The following is a 22,048-nucleotide window of genomic DNA, read 5'->3' on the forward strand; positions in this document are numbered from 1 at the left end:
ATCTAAAGTCAAATTTAATATATCTTTAGTAAAAATTGGATGTCTAATCAACGATGATTAAATCGTATAAACTCTATGAATTAGCAGCGTCTGAAATAGGGATCGGTCATGCTTATAACATCAGAAAAAACTGCAAAATAGAAACCGTAGCCCCCAGACAACACCACTCTCATCACAAAATTATACCAATCAGTAAAATACCTTTAGATTAAGCATTTGTATGTTGGTTATTATTGTTGATTATCACAATAAATTAGTGACCAAAAATCAAAGTACCCCACCCTACCTTAAATTACACCACACAAAATCAAAAACTCTATATAACTGTTATATATAGAGTTTATTGAAATATCAATTATGTTATTTAGTGTATTTTTAGGGGGGATTGCCAAGTGACTTAACTATTTGCACGAGTATTATCATTACACTCTCCAAATCCAAACTTAAAAAGTATCAACTTTTTAGAATAAGATAACCATATGAATAAAACATAAATCATGCCATCCATAAAGTAATATTTATTACAAAATTACTCCATTTATTTGACTTTATTTCAATTGAATCATCTGACAATGAGACATTTGCCCAATATGATCAACTGTTACCGCTAATCCAATTTCAATACTATCTGGTGACATAATTCGTCCGAATACTTTTTTACCTTGTATATCACTGCCTGAAAACTCAATATCCTGTTCCTTCAAACCATTCGTACCTCGCTCTATACCGCTCAATGCTTGAGATTGAGTGGTATAGAGCAATGGGAATACTCCTGCACGTATAGGCCCTAATTCCTGCCATTTTTCATAAGCATCACCACGTTTAATTGATGCAGTAAACATCCCTCTACGATGAGTACCAACAAAAAATTGGAATGGACTATCAACATTATTTTGTTGAGCATGATTAATCACTTTGAGTGTTTCGCCAGGCGATACACGTAATAATCCTAATGCAACGCCAGTTTTTGTTGTTGGTTTAAACGGATTTGTTTCATCTGTCTGTAATGGCAAGTGCACTTCAAATGCTGGAACATTTTCCCAAAATATTTCAAGTAAATCATGTTGAAACAACTCTTTTAAAGTTTGAGCTTCATCATCTTCTAAGCAACCCAACAATCCCAAAACAATTCTTGAACGACTTGAATTACCAGCCAATAAAATATGAATTTCATCGGGTAAATACTTTAGATGGTTTTCAAATGAGGTTTTAAGTGCCGTAAAGAAATTCTTTAAACCATCACGAATTCGAGCAATTAACCACTCTATTAATTCATGTTGAGGAATTTTTATTTCACACTCAACTCTTTGTCCATCACGATTCAATAAAGTAAGTGATAGTACTCCACTATCATCCTGATTAAATATCCCACCTTCCCATAATGGACGTAATTTTGACATAAGAAGTGTCGTGTTGGTATAAGCTGCCTGAGTCTGCATAATCAATAGTTCTGAACCTACAAATCGATCGGCATCTATTGGCTTAGTAAAACTGATTTCCTTTTCACGACATAAATTTTGATTATACTTAAATACTTGGTAAGCCATATTTTCCAATAAGTTTTCACCACCTAAATATTTGTCTCCTGCTGATCCAAAGTGTTCAAGCACATCATCTGTACCTTCATCTTCTTCTTCTAATGTTGCTAAGCGGTAAATTCCGTAATCAAAATCAGTTGTTCCCCCACCAAAATCAAAAACAGCATAAGGTGTACCATTTTCAGTAGGCTCTATATTTAATGCATTTAATGCAGATGCAGCAAAAGCAGCAGGTTCAGACGCGAGCTCTAGGACAGAAAACTCATTAAAACGTTCTGAATACATTAAACTTTCAGGAAAACTTCTGACTAAACCTCTTCTGAAAGAGGCAAGAATTTTTTCTTTTACTTCATTTGGATATGCAACTGGAAATGTCATAAAGTATTTTAGATAAATACCACGTTCTCGCCAGTTTATATTCATTCCTAAAAACCAAGCATATAACTCAATAGGATCGAGCTGAGGATAGTCTTTTTGAATATTCAGTGATTGTCCCTTGATTGGATTCAGTTCAAATAATGGCTTAAATTCATATTCATGATTCTTTTGATCTGTAATTCTAACTCTAGCTTGCTCTGCTTCACGTAATGCCCATTGTTTTAAACGTGCAAAAATACTGCTAACAATTTTAGGATCACTGTCATTATCTCTAAATCGCAAACGAGCTTCATGTGAACAATGTACAGTATTCCAATCTATCAATGGGCGATATACTTCACTTCCCCATGCATTTAAGACTTCTTGAATATCAAGAAATTCTAAAATAGTCGGATTTTCAAAATCATTATCAGAAATCGAATGCTTTTTAAAATCTTCTTCTTGTAAACCTATTCTCAGTAGCTCATCTTTACCATTTGAACGAATTGCAACAACAGTACTACTTGTACCAAAATCAATTGCAACCTTAGCATTTCGGATATCAAGTTCAGGATTACGATAGCGTATTGCTTGCTCTGTATCTACTTGTAGATATTGCTCTTGTAAACTTTGATTTTGTGTATAAAACTCCCACATTCCCTGATCAATGTCAGTAAAGCGTAAATTTTCAAGTTTAGGGAGACGAGTAGAAATATAATCTACATTTTCCCAAATAGAGCTTAAATCAATTTTGGGTTCAGCATTCTCATAAGTATTTTTATACCAAATTATTTCTTCTAAATTTGCAAGAAAAAATTGATAATCTATTTCAGATTCATTTACTGAACACGGTAGTAAATTCCATCCAAATTGATCTAAAGTTAGTAAAATTTCAGTAATATTTTTATTTCTAAAATATGAACTAATTGCTAGGATTAAAGTATCCCCCTCGAAGGTATTTGGATAATCTCGATCAAGCCACATACCATTTGAATCAAGTTGTATTGCGCTATATCCTAAAATATATTTAGCACCAGATCCTTTTAATAAAGGAAATGTTCTATCCTCTACAACATTTTTGACGTCGTCAATATTAGGCAATCGCCAAATAATCGAAGGTTTTAAATTTTTATCTTTTATATATTTTTTTGCTACTATACGACTCCCTGATATCACAGCTTTAGGATTTTCCCATAATAGTCCTGTTGTAAAGTCTAAAATCAGTTCTCCATCTAAGATACTCCACCAACGATGTTGCTGAATATATTTTTCAACAGCAGTTTGGACCGTTTCAAAATCTACTTGATTTTTTTCTTTATCAATTCGTATAGCCGATTCTAATAATTTCTGGTGTTTTAACTTTGGTACAAAAATCATATTAGTCACAAATATTCCCCAACACTTAAACTGTAATCACTAAAGCCGATTTAACTTTCTCACCTGATGCATTATATAATCCAGCGAGTAATACTTGTTTAATTTGACTACCTGAACCTGCGATCTGATTATGAATGTTATAGTCATACTTTGTATTTAAATCAGGAAACTTCAACTCTGCTTTAGAACTTGAAAGTGTGAGGTTATAAAGATTAATTGCATTTTCTAATAATTTAATTGGCTCTAGACTAGCAGATTTATACTTAATTTTATCTAATGATGTTCCACAACTCAGTTGCTAACTCATTAGGTTCTCTCATCCAACGCCATTCAGACTCCTTCAGATGGTAGTCAAAATAATCTTTTGAGATACCATTGAACTTGGATAATCTTCGTTTACAGAAACTCCAAAATGATTCTATTCCATTTATGTGACATTGTCCTCTAGCAAACTCATTTGCTCCGTGATTTACCCTGAAATGCTTTGAATAACCAACATCAACTAGACCATTATAGCCTCGCCATCCATCACTATAAATGACACTTTCTAGTGCCACCTTACCTAAGATAACCTTTTGTAAAGTCTTCATTTTACAGTCAGGAACGATTTCAGTATAAACACGCCCATCCCGTTCAAATATTCCAAATACGGGTTGTTTTAAAGTGCCACGACCACGTTTTAACTTCCCATGAAAACCACGTTGTCGTTTAGCGCCAAAATAGCTTTCATCCACTTCAATAGAACCTACAAATTTAGTTCTTAAATCTGTTTGATGATCATAAATAGCTTCCCTAAAAAGCATGTACCAATAGTTGATCGTATTACGATTTAAATTGAGTAATAATGCAGTTTTAGAAGCGGGTATATCAATGCAAAAGCATTGAATGATTTTTTTAATCTTGTAGTGGCTTAATTTACTGTTTTTAATCATGATTACAGACCAACATAACTAGTCTGCTAGTCTAGAGCCTTTAATTTTTTCAGGTTCAATCTCTTTTTGAGAGCTTTTACATTGCTCAGCTAATCTATCCCACAAGCGGACAATATTGGGCCACTGTGAACTAGAGCTTATAAACGCTAAAATTTTTGTAGTAACATCTTGCTGATCAGTATTAAAAATACTTTGTAGTTCATGAAATTGTACTAAAGAATCTAAATATGTTTTCTGTTCTTCCAAACCCAATGTCCAAATCGGTGGGACTTCGATTTTTTTTTCAACAATTTTTTCAATCGGAACTTCAACTACTTTTTCTTTATAAACAATTTTTTCAACTGGAACTTCTATTATTTTCTCAACAATTTCTTGTCGCGCAATTATTTCCTGTAGTTGATGATCTACTTTTTGTGAAGATTGCGATATTTGTTCAGCCCCTCCCCCATCCCAATGACGTTTGATTGTCTGAATCAGCTTTTTCAGCATGTTACTACTCTCTAATTGCTCTAATAATTTATCAATATCAGTAAATTTAGCCATCAGTCCAATGCTCCAATAATTGGTTGAAATTCAAGATGAAGATGCAAATCATATTGCTGCTTTAATTGCTGACAGAAACCAATAATTTTTTGTTGTTCACTTTCTTCCAATATTAAAAATTGCCGTTTTTTTGTCCTAACTGCTGCTATACTTGGATTATGAAATGGTGATGAAACTTGTGGAACATCTAATAAGCCAACGATATTTACTAGCTCATCCGGGCGAACTGTATTCCAAAAATTTTTGAATATGCTCGGTAAAAAACTTAAAAGATTTTCTAAGTTGGGGCGTTGCACAGAAACCAGTTGTTGCTGAATTTGCTGCAACTCAATCTGTAATTTTTGACGCTCTTGCTGTAAGTCTGCAAGTTTTTTGGCAAAATCAGTTTCTATTAGACTTTGATCTTGTTGTTGTTGTGCCTGTTTAAGTTGCCCTTGTAATTGAATCGCATCAAGTAACTTTTGATGCTCTTTCCAACTATTTTCTAAATTTGTTAGAGGCAAAATTCGTTGTCTTATCCAATCTGAACTCAGTGAATCGGGTTGCTTTACATTTAAACTTCTACAAACATAATCCACTAAATTATAAAAATTTAAAATTTGAAAACTAGTATTTTTAAAAGCATGTAATTGTATAATTGTTTCATTAAGCCAAGCGGAGTTTGTATATAAAATGCTAACGTCTACAAAAGCTAATCCATCATCATTTAAATATTTATTCACTTCATCTAATACAGCTTTTATATTCGACTGATCATTATGATGAATAAATGTGTCCTCTCCTTTTATTGGTATAATAGACCAATCTATTTGATTCTGACTTTTATAGACCTGTATTTCATTTTCCAATAAACAAAGACTTAAGTTTGTATTTGACACGTTTCCCTCAATTTTTCCATTTACACAGCTAAAGTTATAAAATATATACAAAAAAAAGAGAATGAAAATATAAATATTTTCATTCTCTTAACTTTCTATTCAGATTTATGTTTATCAAGTTCTTGATAAATCTCTTCAACTGATTTTTCAGGACTCAGATTTTGCTCTGCTTTAACAAGATCTTGCTCAACTTCATTATTTTTATCAGGATTTAACTTGTTACTAAAATATTTGGCTACATCAGAAATGTCCTTTATTTTTCCAATGATATTTTGAACACGAGTTTCAGTAAAATACCCCTCGCCTTTTAATACATTAGGAGCATCTTTTAAAATATGAACCAATAAATCACTTGTACCTTGACCTATTTTTTCTTCTAAGCCCCAAGCCTGCACGGTAATACCTGCACTCACTTTTTCACCAAAGTTAAATTTCGCTGATTTCTCTGGATCAAGCTTAAAGTTACGTAGTGTCATTATATAATCATCATAAGATGAAAAATCTGCAGGTTTAATATCAGCCTCATACGCTTGTAAAGCCATATCACCGATATCTTCTGTTGTTTCATTTTCTTTCAACAATCCCAAAACTACCAAAGCACTATCAATCACTTTAACTGCTAAACGTAACTGAGGATGGGGAATCACAACACTTAATGCTGTGAGTATTGCACTTGCTGTCGTTAGAACACTCCCTAAATCATTAATTGTCTTATTAAAAGTATCTGTCACATTACCAAATGTATTTGAAATCGCATTTCCCACTGCACTGCATGCAGACGAAAATGCACCACTTATTGCACTACCCACTGAGCTCCAAAATCCCATACTATTTTCCTTTTTAGATTGAATTTAACTTTTGTAACATTGCTTGAAGAGCCCCTGCAATGAGTCTTCCTGTATCCTGACCAAAAATCGTATCAGATGTAATTTTTTCATTTAATTGATCATGCTCATATAATCCAAATAAAAAGATAAGATACTGTTCAACAGGATATTTTGTTGGTAATTTATCTTCTATATAAGCAATCGGTGCAATGTCTAAAAATAACTGTGCAAGTGCCAATTTAATATCACTTTTTGAATCACCCCATACTTGATTCAGTTTTTCCATTTCTTTAGATAAGCGCTGCGTAATAATTAATTTGTGCCCTTGTACCTCATTTTGTGATAAGGCATACCATTTCAACCATAAATTTAAAACAAAACTACCCTCTTGAATAAATTGATTAAATTGTTCAGCTGTAATTTCTGAATCAAATACGCTTGATAACCTAGGATATAACTGTGTTCTTTGGCTAAAAATTCTTCGTTGACTATGACTTGCAATAATTTGGATATCCAAAGGTTTCGAATTGGTATTATGAAGTTGTCCAACTTGTGTACGGACGGCTTCATGCCAACCTGCACTATAAACAACTGCTTCACCCGCTTTCAACATAGGTAAAAAATCAATTTGTTCTTCGGTCAAACCAACCGTTTCACCAATCGCTTGTCGATCATCAGCAGCAAATAGACGGTGAATAATCTTTGTATTGGTATTCTTTAATACTTCTGGAGCAAGTTTATTTGGAATTTGATCCGCAATAATCAACCCTTCACCATATTTACGAACTTCTGCAAGCAGATTTGCAAATAAACTAACACCCAACTTTTTAGCACCATCATCATGACCTTGTGGTTTTTCTAATAGACGATGTGCCTCTTCAATCAATGTTAAGTGCTGGAAAGTAGGATCTGAATAATGACGCTGCTTCATTGCTTCAGCTACACGGCCAATGAGCAATCCCATCATTAATGCCTTATCTTGTTCATCTTTCAGTTCATCTAACTCAATAACGACTTTCTGATCAAGTAATTTTGATACATCAATAGAAACACGCGTATTTAGCATCCTTCCCTTACTCCCAATCGTGAGATTATCTAATCTCGAAATGAGAGAGCCTTCATACTTTTGCTGTAAATCGTCACCAAACCCCTTGCTTTTAATTACAATTTTTAATTGTTCAAGCATTTCAGACATGATCGGAAAAGCTTGTCCTTGACAATTAAATGGATTTTCAAAAAGAAAATTCTTAGATGTATGAATATCCCAACCTTTTGACTCATAACTACGAACAATCGCTTCTTCAATCAGATAAGGCATAGAAGCTTCCATAGGGAATACTGCTGCGAAAGTCGCTTTTAAGGTATCTATATGTCCGACTAATTGCTCATTTGGTAAAAGTTCAAATGGATTTATACGAAATGGCGAAAGTTGTTCATTATTTAAAGTATAAAATTGAATATCTTCATCAAGTTCATATAGACCTCGATATTCTGTTTTAGCTGGTTCAATGACTAGAAATGGCAATTTAGATTGCAGTAAGATCTGCTGACAAGTCGTTGTTTTACCAGCACCAGTAACACCACTAATAAAAATATGCTGATTAAGCAACTTTTTATCTAATAAGACTTTGCTTTTTTCTAAGATTCGACCATTTTGAATAATCCGTCCTAGCTCAAATGATGCAGAGTCTTTGGAATTTAAAGGATTAACCGCAAAATCTACATTTTTTCTTAAACGAATGCCACAAACCTCACGACTTGGCAACCCTGCCAAAATTGACAACTCTGAAGCATTTAACCAAGTTGCAAGTGCTACATGTCTAGCGGCAGAAGGGGTACTTTGCAGTAATAAAGCATCTTTATTAATATCATTTTTTTCCCAGTGAATTTTAAATAACTGATTAATATCTTTCTTTTTCATGTGCAATTTTTGCACTTGTAGTGGGCTAAAAACTGACTGATTTCCTTGAAAAGTAGATCTAACTGCTAAAACTAGACTTTCATAAGTTCTTTTATTATATGCAGATAAATAAATCGCAGTCTTAAAAAGACCTTTACTTCGTCCTAGTTCGAAACGAGGAAGCTGCTTTTCTGTAATATATTTTTCTATTCTTTCGATTTTTTTGTCTATAAATTCTCTGCTTTCTGTTGTGTTTTTCCCTTCAGATCTACTAGAAGAATTTGAAGAACCTTTAGTGTCACTTTTACTCACAGATTTACTTTCACTTGTACCACTCGAATCTGATGTACCACTACTGGTTCCATTGGTTTTACTTTCACCCTTTGTCCAACCTTTATTCTTACTGTCACTAGTACTCGTTGAACTATTATTCTTAGAATTACTTGATGACTCCCCACCACTTTCTGAAGTTTGATTTGTTATCGAATCATTTAAACCATGTTGCTTTGTACGCGATTTATTTGAACCTGTTTGATCTGTTAAACCATGGCTTATAGAAGTACTCGAGCCCTCTGTGAGTGAAGTACCTGTGTTTGTACCAGATTGGATAGACTTTTTAATACCAGGATGTAAATCAGAAGATAAATTTAAAAATTCTTCAATGGTTTGATTTATTTCATGTAATTTGGCTGGTTGTGCAACGAGCAATAATTGCCATGTTTCCCCAGTTAAGCTGCGAGCTAAACGATCAATACCTTGATTAATGTTAGAACCTTTACTTTGAGCTTGCTGATCGATTGTCAAAGAGGGAACGCCTGTTAATAATCCAAAATGCTGAGAATTATTTAATGGCGATAAAATATGATCTTGTAAGTTTTTAGAAGATACATCTTCTAATAAAATTCCAGAAATATTACCTAGTAATTGACTTTCTAATAATTTTTTTTGATTAAAAACATCTCCCTGATCTAACAATAGTACGGTTCCAATATATATTTCAATACCTGTTTCAGTACCAGATAAATAATAGACCCAATTAAAATGAACATTATTCATACTTGCAATTACATTTTCTAAATCTTGCCGTAATATAAACTGCTCTTGCGCTGATAATTCCGTAATACGGAAAAACCTTGAATTCATATTATTAATTTCAAAATTTTCATCCGCACTTAATGAATCTATTTGTTTGATTTCTTTTTTGTTCAAAAAAACTGCATCTTTAAATGCATTAATATCAAATATGGATTTTGAATATTCATCAATTACTACTTTTTCCTTTAATAACGAATCCATAAAACCTATCATCCACTCAATTTATTGATTTTTAAAAAGTCTGTTATTTCTAAGATCATACTTTTAAAGCTTTTGCCAACTCAGGCATTTCATATAATTCAAGTAATGTACTTAATGTTTTTAAGTTCTTCTTCATCACTTGCTCTTCATTATTGAAGATATCTTGATAAACTCTTGTTACTTTATCGCTAATACTCAAAGCCAACTCCTGCATCAAGGAAGGCTGCACAAAACCAACACTTTTTCTTCGATCCTTAGTCAAAATATCAAGAAGAGCTGACTCATCTCCTGTATAAGCATTAGAGGTAATCAATCTTGCTTTTTGAAATAATGGTAATAGTTCTTGCTGTGTATGCTCAGGTAAAATATCACTTAATTGATCATCAACGAGTCTTAGAATCAAAGCTTGAGATAAACTCAAACCCTTTACTGACTGTTCTATCTTTTTCCAACGCCAATTATAAGGCATACAATCTCGACGACATTCCAATGGAAATAATGTTTCCAATAAATTTAAATCCCGTTGAATCGTACGTTGAGTAGTAATTATCCCTTTACTTTGTAAATGGTTTTCAATTTCTGCTGTACTGACATATTTACTATTTAATAAAAACTGAATAATCATCCATTGACGAGTGATGACCTGTGATGACCCTTGGCTCATTTCGATCTCTTGAGAGTTCCTATGACGTAAGTATATATTTTTTTTATTCATATTTATAAGTAGCTATTTATCAAGTGCGTCATAGTTTGACTAAGTCATTGTTTATGAGCTAGTACAGCTAATTGAATTTTCATCAGATAGACTCCTTTGAAAGAATCTGAATACATCCTCAACAATCCATTACTCCTCTAGATTAGACTCTTCTACTTTATAGTTAGACATTAAGATGAGAATAAGTTTACTAAATGGTAAAATAATATAAATGTATAAATATCTATGTTGGTAATTATTGTTGATTATCTAATTAAAATTAGTGACCACAAATCAAAGTACCCTACCCTATCTTAAATTACACCACACAAAATAATAACCCCATATATATGTTATATATAGGGTTTATTGAAATACCATTTATGTTATTTAGTGTATTTTATGTCGGTGAATCTTGCCAAGGTTGGGGTCGCGAGTTCGAGTCTCGTTTCCCGCTCCAGATTCAAAAAAGCCCTAGTCAAATGATTAGGGCTTTTTATTGCTAAAAATTTAAATCTGAATAATCCATCCATTTTCATTCAAGTAGCCCACCAAATTTTTACAGAATTGATCTGATTCACCAGCAATCTTCTAGAAAATTACCGATTCAAACGTTTACATCTAAATAGCCATTTCGAGACCTTTAAAATCACTTTTGCATCACCTCAAAGCTCTGGGGTATAACCATAATACATACAAAAAACAATCACCATTAAAAACAGCCTAACATCTTGATCACTAAAGGCATTGGATGTCCAATTATAGGAATGCGAGTTCAAAGCTTAAATGGGATTTATGAATTTGATGTGTTCCCCTTAAGGTAAAGACTCAACTGAGCATGAACGATCAATATTAAGCTGGATAGACAATCAATTGCCCCTCTACACAGCCATATAAAAATTACCCCACATCTGAAAATTCAGACGTGGGGTAGTCATTTACATTAATGAATTATTGTCAGTTTAGCGTACAGCAACTTTAGGATTAGAATTGCCCCACATCGTATATACATCTGCAAGCAGCGCACCATTGTATTCTTCTAAATCACTTTGCTTGACGCTTTCATTGCCTTGCTGACCAAACAACACCACTTCATCACTGGCACGAATATCAGGGAAATCAGTGACATCAACCATGGTGGTATTCATCGACGTCCGTCCAACGACAGGGACTTTATGTCCACGAATCAGTACATAGGCTTTATTACTAAAAGCACGGCGATAGCCATCTGAATAGCCCATCGGCAAGTTCGCCAATAAAGAATCACGTTTTAAAGTATAGGTTCGATCATACCCTACAGTTGTACCTTTTAAATAAGCATTCACTGTTGTCACTTGGGTTTTAAACGTCATCAACTTTTTATATTCCACACGGTCAGGAATACTGTCACCATAAATCACACCACCTGCACGAACCATATCTAAATGCGACTCTGGTACGGTTAAAGTGGCAAATGAATTGGCTGTGTGCAAGGTTAGCTCTTCACGTTTGAGTTTAGCTTTTTTAATGAGCCAGTTCGTTTGTTGGTTAAAGACTGCTAAACGTTCCCGCACATATTTTTCATCTTCTACTGCATAATGCGTCATGATGCCGACCAACTTTAAATTTGGCAGTTTGGTCATACGCAGGGCTTGCTGTTTGCCTTGCTCACTGTTTAACTCTAAACCATTACGATCCATACCGCCTGCATTCAAACCCAAATGATAGGCAACTGTAATGCCCTGCTGTTTCGCCCAAGTGGAAATACGCTGCGCTTGCTCATAGTTTCCGAATAATTCTTCCATCTTGAGTGAAGCTGCATTTTGAATTTCCTGATCGGTGGCTGCACGCAGTCTTAAGATACGACCTTGATAACCAGATTGGCGCACCATCGCGGCTTCGGCATTACTGGTAATGCCCACACAAGGTACATTTAACTTGATAATGCTCGGCATCAACAACTGAATTCCATGCCCATAAGCATCGGCTTTCATCACAGCACAAATTTGGCTCTTATCCTGCAATTGTTGCTGCAAGGTTTGAATATTTTGTTCAAAGGCTTGCACATTAATTTCAACCCACGCGTTGGCTTGAGGGGCCGCAGCCTGTGTTGCTGAAATCTGTGATGTCAACATCGGTGCCGCCATCGCACTGCTCATATTCAGCAGCCCCGCCCCCAACATACACGCCAATAATGTTACTTTTTTCAAGACAAATCCCTCTTCGTCGTTATAAAAAAGAGAGGGTAAATACCCTCTCTCACTCTTCATTAATTATTTTCTGATAGTTCATCATGATCAATGCAACGACCATGCTCTAAAATCCAAGTGCGCTCGCTATCTTGACGTTGACGACGCTTATAAGCAATCCATAAGCCGATAAACCAAAGTGGTGAAACAAACAGTGAAATACGCGTATCATGATCGAGACATAAAATCGCAACCACAAACACCATAAAGGCGATCCCAAACCAGCTCATAAAAATACCCGCAGGCATTTTATAAATAGATTTCGCGTGCAAATCAGGACGCTTTTTACGATAAGCCAAATACGATGCCAGAATCATACCAAAGGCAAATACAGTCAAAATTGAGGTCAATGCTGTCACAATATTAAATGCAGACATGACATTTGGTGTAACGAACAGAATCAACGTACCGATAAATACACAAATCATAGAACACAACAGTGCTTGTACAGGCACTTTACCTTTAGATAAGATTTTAAAGCGCTGCGGCGCATCTTTCTCAACCGCCAAACCATACAACATACGGCTGGTGGCGAAGATACCACTGTTTGCAGAAGACATTGCCGAAGTCACGACCACGAAGTTCACCACAGCAGCAGCAGCTGTAAGTCCGACCAATTGGAACATGGCCACAAATGGACTTTTACCTGGATCAACGTGCTGCCATGAGGTTACGGAAATGATGACCAACAAGGCACCCACATAAAACAACAGAATTCGCCACGGAATTGAATTAATGGCTTTAGGTAATGATTTTTCTGGGTTTTTGGTTTCTGCAGCAGTTGTACCGACCAACTCAATACCCAAGAAAGCAAACACTGCCATTTGGAAACCCGCCAAGAAACCTGTCACACCATGCGGTAAAAATGCATCAGGATCGGTAATATGTGAGAACGATGCCTTGACTCCATTTGGCGACACGAAGCCCATAACCACCAAGCTCACACCCAAAATTAAAAAGGCAACAATTGCCACAATCTTGATCATGGCAAACCAAAACTCGGTTTCACCAAACATTTTCACCGTAAGTAAGTTTAGTACCGTCAAAACAGTGATCGTGGCCAAAGCAGGCAACCATACGGGTAAATCGGGATACCAGAACTGCATATAACCGCCAATCGCAATAATATCGGCAATCGCAGTAATGATCCAACTGAGCCAGTAGGTCCAGCCCAAAAAGTAGCCTGCCCAAGGACCTAAATAATCCGTAGCAAAATCTACAAATGACTTATAATTGGTGTTGGAAAGCAGCAACTCTCCCATGGCACGCATGACAAAAAACAGGACAAAGCCAACGATCATATAAGTCAAAATGACTGAGGTTCCAGAATTGGCAATGGTTTGCCCCGAACCCATAAATAGACCTGTTCCGATAGCACCGCCAATCGCAATCATTTGAATATGGCGATTGCTGAGAGAACGATCGAGTTGTTCTTCTCCAGCTGAATCGTAATGATGTCCGCCCAGTAAATCACCCTCTAGGGTTTCTTTCGACTTATTGAACTTATTTCCATTCATCATGTTTATTACTCCAATTTACACCTAAAAGAGGTGCAAATACGGGACAGATATAAAATGTTTCCTTATTTAATATCTATCCAAAATTAAGCTAAATATTATCTTTCAACAATATTAATTTTATTATTTAATCGAATTTTTAAAATAAAAATAGCGACCAAACAATCACAACACAGATTGCAAAACCTATACCAATTTTATTAATTTAACATTAAAAAATAATAGCTTAATAAAAACATGACGCGAGTTTATCCACTGATTACAAGCGAACTCATAATCACTGGACGTAAATATTGCATTAATATTTTTTACAATATCCATATATTCAATTCCATTGAAAATCAATTTAACGATTTAAATTCTATAAATCACCATCATCACATTTAATAAATCGAGACGAATAATCACGAGCGAAGCTCAGTTAATATCAAGCCTGCTCTTAACCCTTTTTTCACTTGAGTATTTGGAAATAAAATCCAGACCTGTTCTGGTGCAATCACATAAGGTTTACCCTGTTGCAGGGCAATCACTGCATCTGATTGGAACATTGAGAAATTGGGCGCAGAATCGGCAAGGTTGAGCTGAAAGTCATCTTCAGTTTTGATAATCGAATCGACAACACGAAAGTTTTTAATTGCTGACTTTTGGCGTGCAGGTAAAGCTTGTTCTGTCACCACCGAACGTAACACTTGATTAATCGCGCTAAATGCCGATAAATCATTTTGACCAAAAGGTTTGGCATGTCCGAGTTCAAGGGTTGAACTCGCTGCCTGAAATCTTGAACTGGTATAGTGCGTGAAGGTGCGACCTGCTGCATTGTGGTATACCAAGGCATCCAGTTCCGCAGCACTTAAACACGCCAACATGACCGCATCATAGCCATGAGTTTGATAAGGGAACAAAGCAAAAGTCGGCAGCAAAGACGGACGGATCGCTGTGTGCAAATCATAGTGATAGCGTTTGACTTGTGCAGGGCAAGATTGAAAGAAATCTGCCACTAACTGCTCTAGTTCAGCCACTCGCTTTGCTTCAAAGGTTTCAGAAAATTGCTGATGTGCACCACAAAACATCCGATTCATATCATTTTCAACATAGCGTTGACCTAAACGAATCGCGACAGGGTTGCCCAAAATCAACATTAATTTGACCTTGAGCTGTAACGCACCTGCAAAAATATCCTGACTGAGCTGCGCCAATAACTCGATTGGCGCAGTTTCATTGCCATGTACACCCGCGGAAAGCACGATGGCTTTTTCATAAGCCTGCTTTGGAGTAAAAGATAAAACCCCTTCAGCTAACCATTCCCAACGAAAATCATGCTGTTCGCCCTGCGATACAGTTGGGATACGTTGTGCTAAAACATCACCTAGAAAATCTATCATTTGCTTTCCCTGCACGATTACTTAACGTTGGAAGTGATATACCGAACCCAAGCCTAAGATTTGCGTCAACTCATCTAACGCAGTACGGCTTTCAATCAATAATTGTGGATCTGCCAAATCTTGCTGTGCCAACTGATCACGGTAGTACTGATCTACCCATGTGTTTAAACGGGTAAACAAAGCATCATTCATAAATAGATTCGGATTAATCGCGTTCAGTTCTGCTTCATTCACGGCAACACGCAAACGTAAACATGCAGGACCGCCACCGTTACGCATACTTTCACGTAAATCGAAAACTTTGATGTCATCAATTGGGGTACCCATTTGAATCATGTCGTTCAAGTAGCTCCATACCGCTTGGTTTTGACGCGATTCTTCAGGTACTACAATGCTCATACCGCCATCGGCACGTGTGAGTAATTGACTATTGAATAAATAAGTATTCACCGCATCTTTCACTGAAACACGCTGATCAGGTACTTCAATAGCCACAAACTCTTGACCCAAACGCGCCATTTTTTCACGAATTTCTGACAATGCTTCTGATTGATTCAAAAATGCATGTTGATGATGGAACAGGACATTTTGGTTACTCACCGCAATCACATCGTTGTGGAAGACCCCTTGATCAATCACATCGGGATGCTGCTGCACAAAAACGGTTTGTTCAGCTTTCAATTGATGTAAACGTGCAACAGCTTCACTCGCCTCACGTGACTGACGCGCAGGATAATGTTTCGGACCAATACCACCGCCGAGGAACTGCTGACCATAAACAAACACTTGTACGCTGGCTTGATCATAAGCACCGCCTAAACGGTTATGGTTCGCCGCGCCTTCATCACCGAACAATGCCACGGGTGGTAGTGCTTCGTGATGCGCAAAGTGACGCTCATCGTTAAACATGGCTGCCATAACACGCGAGGTCGTTTCATGTTCAATCGAGCGGTGGAATTTGTTGTTCAAGTTTGCCGCTGTAAAATGCACACGACCATCTGCACTGTCTGCCGACGGTGAAACCGTTGCCGCATTGGCTGTCCACATGCACGATGCAGAACTCAAAGCGGATAACAATGCAGGCGAAGTACGCATCGCTTGTTCAATCACGCTATGGTCATCCCCACAGAAACCCAATTTGCGCAAAGTTGGCACATGTGGGCGTTCTTGCGGTGCAAATACACCTTGCTTTAAGCCCATGTCGGCCAAAGCTTTCATCTTTAACAAACCTTGCTTGGCAGCCAACTTCGGATTCGATAGATTATTACGGTTTTTGGTCGAAGCTTCGTTTCCAAAAGACAATCCAGCATAGTGATGCGTTGGACCGACTAAACCATCAAAATTAATTTCATAGCCTGACATTTCTAAACTCCCTTTTCTGTCGACTTACAGCACAATGCCTGGCGATAATTTTTCAGGTAGACTTACCTGCTGACTTTCTAGTGATGCCATTGGCCATGCGCAATAATCTGCCGCATAGAAGGCACTGGCACGATGATTCCCTGATGCACCAACACCACCAAATGGCGCTGCACTTGAAGCGCCTGTTAATGGTTTATTCCAGTTCACAATGCCTGCACGCGCTTCAATCAATAAACGCTCGAACAGTTCACGATCTGGTGAAACTAAACCTACTGACAAGCCAAAGCGTGTTGCATTGGCAAGCGCTAAAGCTTCATCAAAATGGTTATAACGATAGATACAGCTCAATGGACCAAAATATTCTTCATCTGGCACATTATTGACGTTTGTGACCTCTAAAAGACCTGGGCTTAACAAGCTACTATTTGGATCAGTTTGAGTCACAGGCAATAACACCTCTGCGCCCAAATCCACCAAACGTTGTTGCGCTTGTAAAATTTGCTGTGCAGCATGCAATGAAATCACACCACCCATGAATGGTTGTGGCTGTGCATCCCACTGACCCACCACCAAGTTACGGCTCACTTCAACCAAACGTTGAATGAAAGCATCACCTACAGCACCATTTTTGATAATCAAACGGCGCGCACAGGTACAGCGCTGACCTGCGGAAATAAAGGCAGATTGAATGGTTAAATTCACCACTGCATCAATATCAGTAATTTCATCGATAATTAATGCGTTGTTCCCCCCCATTTCTAGAGCGAGAATTTTTTCTGGCGCACCTGCTAATTGTTTATGCAAGTGGTAACCCGTATTGGCACTGCCCGTGAACAGCAAGCCGTCAATCTCATGTGATTGCGCCAAGGCTTCACCGGTACTGCGACCACCTTGTACCAAGTTCAAGACACCCGCAGGTAAGCCTGCTTCATGCCATAACTTCACGGTTTCTTCCGCAGTCCACGGCGTAAGTTCACTTGGTTTGAAGACAATGGTGTTCCCCGCAATCAGTGCTGGTACAATGTGACCATTCGGCAAGTGACCTGGGAAATTATATGGGCCAAATACAGCCAATACCCCATGTGGGCGGTGACGCAAAGAGGCTGCACCATCAGCCATTTCCGTTACGCTTTCGCCTGTACGCTCATGGTAAGCACGAATCGAAATGGCCACTTTAGCAATCATCGATTGAACTTCGGTTAAGGTTTCCCAAATCGGCTTGCTGGTTTCACGGCTAATGACTGTCGCTAACTGTTGTTTATTTTGTTCTAGCAAGCTTGCAAAGCGATGAATCACCTCAATACGCTCTGCAAGTGGACGACGTGCCCAAGCAGCAAAGGCAGCACGTGCTGACTGACATGCTTGTTCCACTTGTTCAGCCTTAGCTTCTGCACCTTGCCAAATCACTTCTTGAGAAACTGGATCAAGTTTGTTCCAAGCTGCACCCTGCGCTGGAGACCATGTCCCATTAATAAATAAATTCCCTTGTGACATTATTTTTACTCCATCTTGTCTAAAGGCAACATACGAATACTTTGCCCCGCTTGTACGCCAAGCGCATAGGCTTGTTCAGCCGTTAAACTTAAGTTGTCTGCATCCGCAGCATGTTGAATTAAAATTGCGCGATAATCGTGATAACGGTCATTCGCCACCAAATAACGACCTGTCGCTTCTGGCAAACTGCTCACGATTTTCACAGCACAGGTCTGGCTTTCCTTGACTGCACGTAAGTTTTTCACTTCAGCTTCGAGAGTTGGCCCTGCATCAAAAATATCGACATACCCTTGATAACGCAGACCTTCCGACTCTAAAACACGAGAAGCTGGAACCGTCTGGGGATGAACTTGCGCAATCACTTGCTGTGCTGCCAATGGCAATAAATCGGTATACACAGGGAAGCGTGGCATTAATTCCGCAATAAAGACTTTTTGCCCAATACCACTCAAGTAATCCGCCGTGGAGAAATCCATATTGAAAAAGTGATAACCCAAGGCATCCCAAAAGGGTGATCGACCATTTTCATCAGAATAACCACGCATTTCTGCAATCAGGGTATTTTGAAATGCCTGCTGAAATGCTGCGATAAACAGAAAACGGATTTTAGAGAGCAATTTACCATTTTGATCTTTACGGTATTCAGGATCTAAAAATAGCGTACACAGCTCACTACATCCTGTATGGTCATTGCTTAAAAACAGGGTGTTTAAGGCCTTATAAACATTCAGAGCTTGTGAAGCATGAACTTGTTTGCCCACATGAAAGTTATAAAATGGTTCCGTCAAACCCACTGCAACTTCAATCGCACTCACGCCAACCACGCGCTGCAACTGGGTATCTTCTAAAACAAATAAATAACCTTGCTCATTTGGCGCCGCCTGACCTTGTAAGGTCTTTTGTGTGCGGGCAATTCGAGCCAATAAGATGTCTTTATTTTGGGGTAAAGAAGTCAGACCTACGCCCGACTTCCCCGCCAGAATGAAGATATCATCTAAATCTCGATGCTCTGCATGTCTAACAATCATCATCAGCGGTGACCTATCACGCGCCAACAAAACGTGCGAGCGCACGCTCAAAACGTTGTAAACCTGCTTCAATATCCGCTTCTGGAATAATTAAAGATGGCGTGAAACGCACGACATTTGGACCTGCAACCAAGGCCAAGAGGCCTTCTTCACCAGCAAGGGTGACGATATCTTTGGCTTTACCTGCATATTCTGCTTTGAGTACACAGCCAATCAATAAACCTTGACCGCGAACTTCTTCAAACAAACCAAAACGTTCATTCAAACGCTTCAAACCTTCAGCAAAGATTTGCGCACGAGTACGTACACCATTCAATACTTCAGGGGTGTTGATAAAGCCAAACACTGCATTTGCCACAGCAGATGCCAATGGATTACCGCCATACGTCGTGCCGTGATCTCCCACTGCATACATATTCGCGTATTTATCTGTGGTAATCATGGCACCAATTGGGAAACCGCCACCGAGTGCTTTGGCTGTGGTTAAAATGTCTGGCGTCACTTCAGTGTTCATATAGGCATATAGCGCCCCTGTACGACCTACACCTGTTTGCACTTCATCAAAAATTAATACTGCACCGTGTTGATCACACAGCTCACGTAAACCTTTTAAAAATTCAGGATCAGCAGTAATGACCCCACCTTCACCTTGAATCGGTTCAACAATCACTGCGCAAGTGTCGGCATCAATCGCTGCACGGGCTGCGTCCAAATCATTAAATGGCAGATGCTGAATACCTTCTGGTAAAGGAGCAAAATCTTGCGAATATTTCGGTTGACCACCTGCCGAAACGGTAAATAAGGTACGACCGTGGAAGGCATTTTTAAATGCAATAATCTTGTTCTTGCGCGCAGAGCCTGAAAGTAGGCCCACTTTGCGTGCAAGTTTCAAAGCCGCTTCGTTGGCTTCTGCACCAGAGTTACAGAAGAACACTTTATCGGCGAAGGTACTTTCAACCAATTGTTTTGCTAGAGTAAGTACAGGTTCATTGGTATAACCATTACCGATATGCCATAACTTTTGACCTTGTTCGACTAAGGCTTTGACTGCAACTGGATGTGCATGTCCAAGCGCATTCACCGCAATACCACCTGCAAAATCAATATATTCTTTACCTTGCTGATCCCACAAACGAGAACCTTCGCCACGCACAGGAATAAATTGAGCCGGTGCAAAAACAGGCACCATATACTGATTAAAATCTTGGCGATTCGGTTGGCTATTCTGGTTCATGGTCTGTTCTTCCTTAATAAATCTGATATTTTTCTTACTTGAATGTGCCCCGAAGGGCACGAAACTCCCCCTTAACCTGGGAAAATTCCTCGTTCTTTACGTGCTTTCAAAATGCGTTCACAAGCCAAAATGTACGCTGCAGTACGCAAGCTACAATCTTTGTCATCTGCTGTATGCCAAACATCTTCAACCGCTTTAATCATGAGCTTATCTAAGCGTTCATTAATTTCTTCTTCGGTCCAGAAGTAACTTGCCATGTCTTGAACCCACTCGAAGTAACTCACGGTTACACCGCCAGCATTACAGAGCACATCTGGAACAATCATGATTTGACGTTGTAAAAGAATATCTTCTGCTTCTGGATAAGTTGGGCCGTTCGCACCTTCCAAGACCAATTTCGCAGTCAATTTTTGCGCACGCTCAGCAGTAATCTGACCTTCTAAAGCAGCAGGGATTAAAATATCCATCTCTACTGTCCAGAACGCTTCATCTTCAATTACGGTTGCATTAGGGAAGCCTGCAACACCTTTATGAATCGCAACGTAGTCTTGTAATTGCTTAACGTCAAAACCATCTGCGTTGAAAATTGTGCCTGTGTGGTCTTGTACACATACTACTTTTGCGTTGGCTTTATGGAATAAATATGCAGCTTCGCTACCTACGTTACCAAAGCCCTGAACTGCAATACGGCTGCCTTCAAGTGCTAAGTTAATTTTTTTGGCAACTTCTAAACCTGTAACGAATACACCACGACCTGTTGCACGGACACGACCTAATGAACCACCTAAATGTACAGGCTTACCTGTCACGACACCTGTGACGGTATGACCTTTAATCGTGGAATAGGTGTCCATCATCCAACCCATAATGTCTGCATTAGTGCCTACATCTGGCGCTGGAATATCAATTTGTGGACCAATGATTGGGCTAATTTCAGTGGTAAAACGACGCGTTAAGCGTTCAAGTTCACGTGGTGACAATTTACGCGGGTCTACTCGAATACCGCCTTTTGCACCACCATACGGTAAGTTCAATACCGCAGTTTTAATGGTCATCCATGCTGAGAGGGCCATGACCTCATTCAGTTCTACATCTGGATGGTAACGAATACCGCCCTTACCTGGTCCACGCGACAAATTGTGTTGTACACGGTAACCTTCGAAATGCTGAATAGAACCGTCGTCCATTACAATAGGCACATCAACAATGAGCGCACGCTTTGGACGCTTTAAAGTATTGATAAATGGGATTAAGTCTTCTTCAAGATAAGGGGCTACACGGTTAATCTGAGCAAGGTAGGTTTGCCATGCACCACTATTTTCCATTTCATATGACAAAGACATTATTTTATCCTCTGAGAATTTAATTGAGCTAATCCATTCAAAATAGGAAACACCCCATCTATTGGACACCGCCTCAGCTCGGTGTTGTTCCAACTGGAGTGTTACCTAATACGCATAG

General features: G+C 38.2%; 15 protein-coding genes. All 15 read right to left on the reverse strand.

Annotated features, from left to right (window positions below; genetic code table 11):
- Positions 1-548 precede the first annotated feature (548 nt).
- Positions 549-3,281 carry a hypothetical protein gene (locus C3F34_RS06190; RefSeq protein ID WP_158654336.1) on the reverse strand — a complete coding sequence of 911 codons (2,733 nt, stop codon included), beginning with the start codon at positions 3,279-3,281 and terminating at the stop codon, positions 549-551.
- Positions 3,282-3,541: 260 nt separating this feature from the next.
- Entirely contained in the window at positions 3,542-4,204 is a 663-nt protein-coding gene (locus C3F34_RS06195) for an IS1595 family transposase (protein ID WP_104440784.1), read from the reverse strand.
- Positions 4,205-4,222: 18 nt separating this feature from the next.
- Positions 4,223-4,747 carry a hypothetical protein gene (locus C3F34_RS20475; RefSeq protein ID WP_213064796.1) on the reverse strand — a complete coding sequence of 175 codons (525 nt, stop codon included), beginning with the start codon at positions 4,745-4,747 and terminating at the stop codon, positions 4,223-4,225.
- On the reverse strand, positions 4,747-5,625 hold the full coding sequence (locus C3F34_RS06205) for a hypothetical protein (RefSeq protein ID WP_104441263.1): 879 nt from the start codon (positions 5,623-5,625) through the stop codon (positions 4,747-4,749). The genes C3F34_RS20475 and C3F34_RS06205 overlap by 1 nt, the downstream gene beginning before the upstream one ends.
- A gap of 95 nt (positions 5,626-5,720) precedes the next feature.
- Entirely contained in the window at positions 5,721-6,452 is a 732-nt protein-coding gene (locus C3F34_RS06210; RefSeq protein WP_104441264.1) for a hypothetical protein, read from the reverse strand.
- Positions 6,453-6,465: 13 nt separating this feature from the next.
- Positions 6,466-9,648 (reverse strand): ATP-binding protein, encoded by a 3,183-nt coding sequence (locus tag C3F34_RS06215; RefSeq protein ID WP_158654337.1) that lies wholly within the window; start codon positions 9,646-9,648, stop codon positions 6,466-6,468.
- A gap of 55 nt (positions 9,649-9,703) precedes the next feature.
- Positions 9,704-10,312, reverse strand: a complete 609-nt coding sequence (locus C3F34_RS06220) for a hypothetical protein (protein WP_104441266.1) — start codon at positions 10,310-10,312, stop codon at positions 9,704-9,706.
- Between the two features lie 992 nt (positions 10,313-11,304).
- The gene (gene alr / locus C3F34_RS06225; protein ID WP_265735188.1) at positions 11,305-12,504 is read right to left on the reverse strand and encodes an alanine racemase; all 1,200 of its coding nucleotides are present in this window, start codon (positions 12,502-12,504) and stop codon (positions 11,305-11,307) included.
- An 86-nt stretch (positions 12,505-12,590) separates the two neighbouring features.
- On the reverse strand, positions 12,591-14,090 hold the full coding sequence (locus C3F34_RS06230) for an amino acid permease (RefSeq protein ID WP_171284953.1): 1,500 nt from the start codon (positions 14,088-14,090) through the stop codon (positions 12,591-12,593).
- A 401-nt stretch (positions 14,091-14,491) separates the two neighbouring features.
- The gene (gene astE / locus C3F34_RS06235; protein ID WP_104441268.1) at positions 14,492-15,469 is read right to left on the reverse strand and encodes a succinylglutamate desuccinylase; all 978 of its coding nucleotides are present in this window, start codon (positions 15,467-15,469) and stop codon (positions 14,492-14,494) included.
- A 21-nt stretch (positions 15,470-15,490) separates the two neighbouring features.
- Positions 15,491-16,831 (reverse strand): N-succinylarginine dihydrolase, encoded by a 1,341-nt coding sequence (astB, locus tag C3F34_RS06240; RefSeq protein ID WP_104441269.1) that lies wholly within the window; start codon positions 16,829-16,831, stop codon positions 15,491-15,493.
- Between the two features lie 24 nt (positions 16,832-16,855).
- Entirely contained in the window at positions 16,856-18,325 is a 1,470-nt protein-coding gene (astD, locus tag C3F34_RS06245; protein ID WP_104441270.1) for a succinylglutamate-semialdehyde dehydrogenase, read from the reverse strand.
- A gap of 5 nt (positions 18,326-18,330) precedes the next feature.
- Positions 18,331-19,356 (reverse strand): arginine N-succinyltransferase, encoded by a 1,026-nt coding sequence (astA, locus tag C3F34_RS06250; protein ID WP_016165648.1) that lies wholly within the window; start codon positions 19,354-19,356, stop codon positions 18,331-18,333.
- A gap of 13 nt (positions 19,357-19,369) precedes the next feature.
- Positions 19,370-20,587, reverse strand: coding sequence for a bifunctional succinylornithine transaminase/acetylornithine transaminase (locus tag C3F34_RS06255; RefSeq protein ID WP_016165649.1), 1,218 nt, complete (start codon positions 20,585-20,587; stop codon positions 19,370-19,372).
- 71 nt (positions 20,588-20,658) lie between these two features.
- Positions 20,659-21,933: a Glu/Leu/Phe/Val family dehydrogenase gene (locus tag C3F34_RS06260; protein ID WP_171284991.1), complete on the reverse strand. Its 1,275-nt coding sequence runs from the start codon at positions 21,931-21,933 to the stop codon at positions 20,659-20,661.
- Positions 21,934-22,048 lie beyond the last annotated feature (115 nt).

Origin of the sequence: Acinetobacter sp. ACNIH2 (assembly GCF_002934965.1) — a bacterium.
GTDB lineage: Bacteria > Pseudomonadota > Gammaproteobacteria > Pseudomonadales > Moraxellaceae > Acinetobacter > Acinetobacter tandoii.